The organism is Paraliobacillus sp. JSM ZJ581 (genome assembly GCF_044383835.1).
Taxonomy (GTDB): domain Bacteria; phylum Bacillota; class Bacilli; order Bacillales; family Amphibacillaceae; genus Paraliobacillus.
On the sequence record NZ_JBISEP010000030.1, the window covers coordinates 24,791 to 34,816 of the forward strand.

The following is a 10,026-nucleotide window of genomic DNA, read 5'->3' on the forward strand; positions in this document are numbered from 1 at the left end:
GGGGATAATGGTATGATCCAAGAAAAAGAAAGATTCAAACAATTATTTTTAACAGCATTAAATCATACTACAGGCAAACAAGTAGAACAAGCTACAGATCAAGAGGCATATGTTGCTTTAAGCACTGTGATAGCCAAATACATTCAAGAAAAACACCAAAATTCTGAGAAACAAGTATCATCAAAGCAAGTGTATTATTTTTCAATGGAGTTTTTAATTGGAGGTTTGTTGCAAACACATTTAAGTTATTTAGCATTAGAGGAAACAGCAGAAAATGTTTTAGAGGAATTAGGCTTCTCCTTAGATAATATTAAAGTTTGTGAGAATGATCCAGGTCTTGGTAATGGAGGTTTAGGAAGATTAGCTGCATGTTTTTTAGATTCTTTTGCTTCACTAAATTTATCAGGGCATGGAGTAGGTCTTAGATATCGATATGGTTTATTTAATCAATGGATTGAAGATGGAAGACAATTTGAATTACCTGATCAATGGTTAAGCGAAGGATATATGTGGGAGTATAGAAAACCTTCAGAAGCCCTTGATGTTTTGTTTGGTGGTCAAGTGCAATCATTTGTTCAAAATGGGAAGCTGCATTTTCAACAAGTTAATGCCGAAATCGTGCGAGCAGTTCCATACGATATACCGATCATAGGCTATCAAACCAATACAGTGAATACATTACGATTATGGGCTGCTGAGCCAACGTCAGATCAAGTTTTAATAAAAGCAAAAAATGAGAGTGATGGATCGGATATGTTAACTTACCAACGAAAATTAGAAGAGTTATCCGATTTTCTTTATCCAGATGATTCAACTGATGATGGGAAAATTGTTCGCTTAAAACAAGAATATTTTCTAGTTTCTGCTGGGATACAATCGATTTTGAGCAACTTTGAGGAAAAGCAGTTGGCATGGTCAGACTTACCTAGCTTGCTTTGTTTTCATATTAATGATACTCACCCTGCATTTCTAATTCCAGAATTGATGCGTATCTTAATCGATGAAAAAGGCTTGAGTTGGGAAGAAGCTTGGGAAATTACAACACAATCTGTCTCTTATACTAATCATACAACACTTCACGAGGCTTTAGAAACATGGCCGGAAAATTGGGTGAAAGTATTTCTTCCTCGTATTTATATGATTTTAGTTGAGATCAATGAGCGATTTTGTCAACAAATGTGGCAGAAGTATCCGGGTGATTTTGATCGAATTGCACAACTAGCTTTAATTGCGGATGGAAAGATTAAGATGGCACATGTAGCTATTGTTGGTAGTCATGCGGTCAATGGTGTAGCAAAATTGCATACCGAAATATTGAAAAAGAAAGAAATGCGCTTATTTTATCAAGCTTATCCAGATCGATTTATGAATAAAACCAATGGTATCTCTCATCGAAGGTGGTTAATGCTAGCAAATCCATCCCTTACAAAATTAATTAAAGCAGCTATTGGTGACGAGTGGTTGCAATCTCCTAAACAATTAATCAAGCTATTGCCTTTACAAACAGACCCTATTTTCCTTGAAAAATTACAACAAGTAAAACACGATAACAAACAACTGCTAGCCAATCATGTGCAAAAAGAGCTAGGAATGATACTTAATACTGATGCTATTTTTGATGTGCAAGTGAAGCGAATCCACGGATATAAAAGACAATTGCTCAACATCCTGCATATTATCTATTTGTATCGTGAAATAAAAAATAACCGAATGAAGTCCTTTTCGCCAAGGGTATTTATCTTTGCTGGAAAAGCGGCTCCAGGCTATTATTTTGCCAAGCAAATCATTCATTTGATTGACACGGTTGCTAACGTTGTGAACCAAGACTATGATGTGAAAGATAAATTACAAATCGTATTTCTTGAAAATTTTTCTAATCAATTAGCAGAAAAAATTATTCCTGCTGTAGATGTAAGCGAACAGCTATCCACGGCAACGAAAGAAGCATCGGGTACGGGAAATATGAAGATGATGATGAATGGAGCACTTACACTTGGAACAATGGATGGGGCAAACATTGAGATATTCGATAAGGTAGGAGCGGAGAATATCTATCCCTTTGGTTTATCTGCGAAACAGGTACTGCATTATCAGCAATCGAACGAGTATGTCGCTAGAGATATCTATCATACAGATGATCGAATTCGCTATGCAGTGGATCAACTAGTTACGGTTGAAGATTTTGTGAAAGATGAGCAAACGTTTCAAGACATTTATCATGCACTATTGACTTATAATGATGAATATTTTGTATTAAAAGACTTTGATGATTACGTAAAGCAACAAGAAAAGATTAGTAGTGACTATCAAGAAAGAAATGTATGGAATCAAAAGAGCTTAATGAACATTGCGTATTCTGGGCAATTTTCAAGTGATGACACGATAGCTTCTTACGCATCTGATATTTGGGAATTAAGGTAGAGATGCATTGGAAATGATTCGTTTTAAGTGAGGGGGAGAGCATATGTCAAATTGGACAATAAAGCATAATAGTTTTCAATCGATTTATCGCCATCCATTTGGAGCACTTCCTGTTACTTCATCATTAACATTACAATTAGCAGTTGATACGACAGAAAGTAATTATCAGGTGTATCTGCATCTCATATTGGAAAAAGAGGATAAGGAAGAAATACTTCTTATGCATAGAAATGTAGTCAATAACTCAAATCATTTATTTACCGTGCATGCTACTATGCCAGACCAATCGCAGTTGGTATGGTATTATTTCGAAGTCAAATATCGAGATGTTAGTTTTTTTTACGGAAGAAAAAATAAGATCGAAAGTGGAGAAGGAGCAATATATCAAAGTCTTCCTCCTGCATGGCAAATTACGGTATATAAAAAAGATGCACAAGTCCCAAAGTGGTGGAAACATGCTATTATTTATCAGATTTTTCCCGATCGATTTTATCGACATGGACGTATAGACATGAAGAAAGCTTCCAAGCATGCATTGATTCATGCCCATTGGGATGATGAGCCAATATATATCCGTGATCATGATGGGAATGTGATTAGATGGGATTTTTTCGGAGGTAATCTAAAAGGGATTATCGAGAAACTGGATTATATTCGATCATTAGGTGTTTCGGTTATCTATTTAAATCCGATATTCGAAGCGGAAAGCAATCATCGGTATGATACCGGTAATTATCATAAAATAGATCCGTTACTTGGTACAATGGAAGATATGGAGCAATTAATTAAAGCTGCAAAAGAACGCAATATCGAGATAATGCTTGATGGTGTATTTAACCATACTGGTAACAATAGCCTGTACTTTAATCAAAAAGGTGAATATAGTTCTGTTGGCGCTTATCAATCAAGTGATTCGCCCTATATTAATTGGTATGCATTTTATGACTATCCTAATCATTATAAAAGTTGGTGGGGTATTGATACACTTCCCACACTTCAAATAAGAAATGATGCCGTACAGCAATTTTTAGTTGATGCTCCAGACAGTGTGATTCAATTTTGGCAGTCGAACGGTATCCATCATTGGCGATTAGATGTGGTAGATGAATTGACAGATAATTTTGTTCGGAAAATTAAGAAGCAATTAAAGTCGATAAATCCGAATGCTGTTTTACTAGGTGAAGTATGGGAAGATGCGTCGAACAAAATTGCTTATGGAAAACGCAGAGACTATTTGTTAGGGGATACATTGGATTCGGTAATGCATTATCCCCTACGCACCATGCTGTTTGATTTTTTCACTGGAAAAAGTGATGCCTATCGATTCGTTAATCAATATATGACCATTGCAGAACATTATCCAAAGCAACATTTTTATGCAACAATGAATTTGCTATCCAGCCATGATGTAGAACGAATGGCTACACTGTTAGATGACAGTCTACCTACTGTGTTTAAAAGTCAAGAGCGGGAGGATATCGTTAATAAACAAATTCAAGCATTAAGTTTATTTCTCTTTGTCTTGCCTGGTGTCCCATCGATTTATTATGGAGATGAGGTAGGTATTACAGGTGGAAAAGACCCTGCGAATCGACATCCGTATCCTTGGGGCAAAGAAGATAACGATCGTTTAGAGTGGTTCCGAAAAATAGCTAAAATTAGAAACAATCATCATGCACTTCGGACGGGGAATTGGCAGATTACATCAATAGATGCGGAGATCATCATATTTGAAAGATATATACAATCAAATGCAGATGTCTTTGGGGCTGTTGCAAAAAATGATCATTTTATTTTGATTGTGAACACCCACTTTACCGATGAAAAAGAAGTGACGTTACCGTACGTGGATAGGACAGATTGGTATAATGTATTAGAAGAAAAAGCATCGGATAAACGAATTCAGTTAGCTCCGATGTCATGTCACTTATTCGTTCAACAAGATTAATATGATTCCTATAAGCAATAGCATCTTTCAGCGATAGTTGATCGATGCTTTTTTATTTTTGACTATTACAATTAACTTTCACTATGTAATTTTTACGGAGTGGTTTTTTGAAAAAATGAGTAATTCAATTAGAAACGGAAAATGAAAAAGCATGAGGAATAAAACTGAATCACTCAAAAATGACTGAGTAAAAAGAAAACCTGGTAGAAATGCAAAAATATAAGATTAAAAATAGAAGTAGATGCTATTTGAATCAAAAAATGTAATGAAATGAATCGAGCATGTTACAATGGAACGTAACGAACGAGAGGAGTATAGCATATGTCACAAGATAAATTACTTTTGATTGACGGATTTAACTTATTGAGTCGTGGTTATTTTGCAACGGCGTATAATAAAACGGAGGATCAATTACCAAAGAATGGCAAAGGGTTATATATCAATGGGTTACGGGTTTTTTTACAGAAGATCATACATTTAATAAAGGAACATAGCATTAGTCATGTTGCTGTTGCTTGGGACGTGAAACGTGAAGAAACAGATAGACGTATTAAATATGATTTTTATAAGGAAACTCGCAATGAATTACCTTCCCCACTTATCGAACAATATGAGACACTCACAAAAATACTTGATAAGATTGGTGTAGCGCAACTTGCTATTTCTCCGCATGAAGCAGATGATGTTATTGGCTCTTTATCAGACAAATGGTCAAGAGAACAAGCATCTCCTTGTTTGATTTATAGCAATGATAGGGATTTGTTGCAATTACTAAATGAACATACATCACAAATTATTGCACAAAAAAGACAGGAAACCATCTATACAATCGAGCATTTTAGAGCTGAATATGAGATTGAATCAAGTCAATGGATTGATGTAAAAGCATTACTAGGTGATTCAAGTGATAACATTCCTGGGTGTCCAGGCGTAGGGGCGAAATCAGCTTTACCATTGATTCAGCAGTACAAAACAGTAGAACAGCTATTAGAGCAAATAGATGATTTAGATCCCAAGTTTAATCGATACAAAAAAAAGCTACATGAAGGCAGAGAATCTATTTTTACAAGTAAAGAATTAGTAACGATAAATTGCACGATTCCTTCTATCTTAGCTATGAAGTTTGAAGATTTAGCATTTCGTTTAGATCGAAATATTATTTTACAGGCGTTTAATGAATTTGATATAAACATTAGAGTAAGTATATAAAGAGAAGCAAATGTAGCTGCTTCTCTTTGATTTTTTTATTCAACATGTTTTAACAAGTTTTCAATTACCCATAAAGTAAATGAATAATTTTCAATCGATACGGGTTTGATAAAGCCTTCAACTGGGCTAATAATTGATCACCATTTAATATATCTTTCATATGTAATAACTTTATTACGGGTGTGATTTTTTATTCAATAACTTTTACAAAACTTTACTTGACAATAATAAGGCTTATTTTTATAATTAAAATTAACTAAAAGGGGAGTAGCTGCAACAATTATGTCGTCATTACGAGAGTTATCTCCGGCATAATTGGCAACTAACGTTGTTAGCAAGACCTTTATCGCTTGTAGATTACAAGCGATAAAGGTCTTTTTTACGTTTTTTCTAGCTACTTTGGTTTAAACTATGGAAAAGTAGGTAATGAAAAAGTAATTATGTTCTTTTTGGTTAAATTGCAAAAATTGTTCTATTTTATCAAATGAAGATCAAAATATTTTCTCTTTTGAAAAAGAGTGTCTTGTGAGGAGATGGTGAGACGTATGGAATTGTATCAATCGAACAAAGAGGAAGTACTTAAACAGGTGAATGCAACAGAACAGGGGCTTTCAACTGATGAAGTAAAAACAAGGTTAGATCATGATGGTTACAATGAAATTGAAGATAAAGAAAAAGTGCCAACATGGAAGTTATTTTTAGAAACGTTTAAAGATGCAATGGTTATTGTGCTGTTAGTTGCTGCTGGAGTACAGTTAATACTGGGCGAATATGTCGAAACAATTGTAATCGTCATTGTTTTAATTATGAACGCTATTATCAGTGTCGTGCAAACCAAAAAAGCAGAAAGTTCTTTAGATGCCCTGAAAGATATGTCAGCGCCAGAGGCAAAGGTTATGAGAAATGGAACAAAGCAAACCATTCCAGCACGTGAGCTTGTTCAAGGTGATATCGTTTATTTAGAGGCTGGTGACTATATCCCAGCAGATGGAAGAATGTTGGAAAGTGGTTCGTTGAAGGTTAATGAAGGCCAACTTACAGGTGAGTCTGAAGCTGTCGAAAAACAAGTAGACGCTATCGAGGAAGAAGTAGGATTGGGCGACCGGACGAACATGGTTTTTAGTAGTTCATTAGTTGTTTATGGACGAGCTACCTTTGTTGTCACTGGAACTGGAGAAAAAACCGAAATTGGTAAAATAGCTAATATGCTTTCTACTGCAGAGCAAAAACAAACACCATTACAACGAAAATTAGACGCATTTAGTAAAAAGTTAGGTATTGGTATTTTAATTTTATCTGTTGTTATTTTCGTCGTACAGGCTGCAAGAATCTGGCTAGGAGACGGAACAGTGGATGTGGCAACAGAGCTTTTGAACGCTTTAATGTTTGCTGTTGCAGTAGCCGTTGCTGCTATTCCTGAAGCACTGCAATCAATTGTAACGATTGTCTTATCTGTCGGTACGAATAAAATGGCGAAGCAGCATGCGATTATTCGTAAGCTTCCTGCCGTAGAAACTTTAGGGTCGACAAGTGTTATTTGCACTGATAAAACAGGCACATTGACACAAAATAAAATGACTGTAACGGATTATTTTATTCCAGAGGGTAAAAAAGAACATTTACCAGAAAGTCCAGACAATTGGGATCAATCAGAACGATTGCTTGTTGATATCGCAGTGTTATGTAACGATTCTTACATTAACAATGATGGAAATGAAGTTGGAGATCCAACAGAAGTTGCTTTAATTAACTTTTCCAATGATAATAATCAAGATTATCAAACATTACGTGAGGAGCACCAGCGTGAGGCTGAACTACCATTCGATTCTGATCGTAAGTTAATGTCAACACTACATACGATCGGTGGCGAAAAGATGATGTTAACAAAAGGTGGTCCTGATGTAATGTTTAATCGGGCCAGTTATATTCTGGTACAAGGTGAGGAAATAGCTTTAACACAAGACTGGATCGATAGACTGAATCGTGCAAACGAAGATTATTCTAACCAAGCATTACGAGTATTAGCTTATGGCTATAAGAAATTTCCAAATGACAAAGATGTGTTAGAGTATGAGGATGAAAATGAGCTTGTGTTAGTTGGTTTAACAGCTATGATGGATCCACCTCGTGATGCGGTGTATGGATCGATCGAACAGACAAAAGCAGCAGGGATAAAAACAGTAATGATTACTGGTGACCATAAAACGACAGCTCAGGCTATTGGCCGTCAAATTGGGTTGATGGATGAAGACGATATTGCATTAACAGGCAAAGAATTAGATGCAATGTCTGATCAAGAACTAGATGATAAACTAGAAAGAATCTCTGTTTATGCTCGTGTATCACCAGAAAATAAAATACGAATTGTTCGTGCATGGCAACGTAAAGATCAAATCTCAGCTATGACTGGTGATGGCGTCAATGATGCACCAGCACTAAAACAAGCTGATATTGGTATTTCTATGGGAAGTGGAACAGATGTAGCAAAAGATTCCTCCGCCATGATACTAACAGATGATAATTTCGTTTCAATAGTTAATGCTGTAGGTGTTGGGAGAACGGTTTTCGATAATATTAAAAAAGCAATTGGATATTTATTTGCCGGTAACTTAGGTGCAATCATTGCTATTCTGTTTGCTGTTATATTTGGTTTTTCCAATCCATTTACTGCGTTACAATTATTATTTATTAATTTAGTAAATGATTCATTACCAGCCATTGCTTTAGGGATGGAAAAAGCAGAGCCAGGTGTTATGAAGCGAAAACCACGTAATGTGGATGAAGGTATTTTCTCAGGTGGCATAATGCGTGCGGTAATTACGCGTGGTGGTCTAATTGGGATAGCGGTAATCTTTTCACACTTTATTGGATTACAACATTCGGCTGAAATGGGAGTAGCCATGGCGTTTACAACATTAATTTTATCTCGAACATTGCAAACTTTTGCTGCTCGCTCAAATACGCAGACAATCTTTGGTGTTGGGTTATTTACGAATAAATATGTACTTGGTGCTGTAGCTGTATGTTTCGCACTTTACAGTATCACCATTTTACCTTTCACACGTGACATTTTTGCAATTCCAGCTTCATTTGGTTGGAACAATTGGTTGGTTGCTACTGGATTAGCTGTAGCAGCTGTGATCATGATGGAAATAGTGAAAGTCGTTTATAATAAATTAATTAAGAAATAGAATACCTAAACTTAAATTCAGCAAAAACCCCCTAAGATAGCTTAAATCTAACTTTAGGGGGTTTTTGATAAGTATTTGTATATCGATAACTGGTATAAGACTAATACCTATTTTTGTTCTGGTTTAAAATAGAGAAATGTTAACGTAATGTTTTCTAATAGATTTATTTCCTTAACATTTTTGCAATAAATACAACTAAAGCAATGATTAGTAAAATGTGGACAAGTCCACCAGCAATTTCAAATATAAATCCGATTAACCAAGCAAGTAATAAGATACCAATAATTGTCCAAATCATATAGAACACCTACCTTTTTTATTTAATGTACCCATATGTTTAACTGGTAAACTTGTTTTACAATATTATTTAAAGAAAAAGAATATTTTTTTGGCGAATGCTGTTGCGATATGTATCTAGAATTGTTATACTATTAAACATCGATTCAAGTTTTGACCTGTTTTGCGGGTGTAGTTTAGTGGTAAAACCTCAGCCACGAGCGTTACATCGTCGAATATGCATCGAGTTGTCCCGAAACATGAACATCTCGAATAAGCTAGCAGATGCAGGGACATGACATGTGTAAATAAAATAACGGAGTACTTATAATCAAATGCGGGTGTAGTTTAGTGGTAAAACCTCAGCCTTCCAAGCTGATGTCGAGGGTTCGATTCCCTTCACCCGCTCCATACATATGTGACCAACGCAGTATTTTGTTGATAACAACGAAGTATTGCGTTTTTTTATATACCACTTTTACATTAGGATATTAACATTACGATAAATGGTTTTTATTAAACATTTTTTTAAAAGTAATGTCGATGTGTACTTTAAACTGAATTTAACGAACACTTGCATTGAAAAAAAGTACATGAGTGATCAAAAAACTGAATTTAACGAACACTTGCATTGAAAAAAAGTACATGAGTGATCAAAAAACTGAATTTAACGAACACTTGCATCGGAAAAAAGTGCATGAGTGATCAAAAAACAGGATTTAATGAACACTTGGATTGAAAAAAAGTACATGAGTGATCAAAAAACAGGATTTATCGAACACTCGCATCGGAAAAAAGTACATGAGTGATCAAAAAACAGGATTTAATGAACACTCGCATCGGAAAAAAGTGCATGAGTGATCAAAAAACAGGATTTATCGAACACTTGCATCGGAAAAAAGTGCATGAGTGATCAAAAAACAGGATTTATCGAACACTCGCATCGGAAAAAAGTACATGAGTGATCAAAAAACAGGATTT

General features: G+C 35.2%; 5 protein-coding genes and 1 tRNA gene. 5 read left to right on the plus strand and 1 reads right to left on the minus strand.

Annotated elements, in window-relative coordinates:
- Positions 1-12 precede the first annotated feature (12 nt).
- From ACH6CY_RS13685 to ACH6CY_RS13700, 4 genes are all read left to right on the plus strand, one after another.
- Positions 13-2,421: a glycogen/starch/alpha-glucan phosphorylase gene (locus ACH6CY_RS13685; protein ID WP_374067892.1), complete on the plus strand. Its 2,409-nt coding sequence runs from the start codon at positions 13-15 to the stop codon at positions 2,419-2,421.
- 43 nt (positions 2,422-2,464) lie between these two features.
- Positions 2,465-4,369, plus strand: coding sequence for a glycoside hydrolase family 13 protein (locus ACH6CY_RS13690; RefSeq protein ID WP_374067893.1), 1,905 nt, complete (start codon positions 2,465-2,467; stop codon positions 4,367-4,369).
- Positions 4,370-4,690: 321 nt separating this feature from the next.
- Positions 4,691-5,578, plus strand: coding sequence for a 5'-3' exonuclease (locus tag ACH6CY_RS13695; protein WP_374067894.1), 888 nt, complete (start codon positions 4,691-4,693; stop codon positions 5,576-5,578).
- 545 nt (positions 5,579-6,123) lie between these two features.
- Complete coding sequence (locus tag ACH6CY_RS13700; RefSeq protein ID WP_374067895.1) at positions 6,124-8,769, plus strand: cation-translocating P-type ATPase; 2,646 nt, start codon at positions 6,124-6,126, stop codon at positions 8,767-8,769.
- A gap of 163 nt (positions 8,770-8,932) precedes the next feature.
- Here the strand turns inward: ACH6CY_RS13700 and ACH6CY_RS13705 are convergent, their stop codons facing one another.
- Positions 8,933-9,067: a lmo0937 family membrane protein gene (locus ACH6CY_RS13705; RefSeq protein WP_374067896.1), complete on the minus strand. Its 135-nt coding sequence runs from the start codon at positions 9,065-9,067 to the stop codon at positions 8,933-8,935.
- A gap of 315 nt (positions 9,068-9,382) precedes the next feature.
- On the opposite strand from ACH6CY_RS13705, the gene ACH6CY_RS13710 reads away from it, so the two are divergent.
- Positions 9,383-9,456 (plus strand) — tRNA-Gly (locus tag ACH6CY_RS13710).
- Positions 9,457-10,026: the final 570 nt, after the last annotated feature.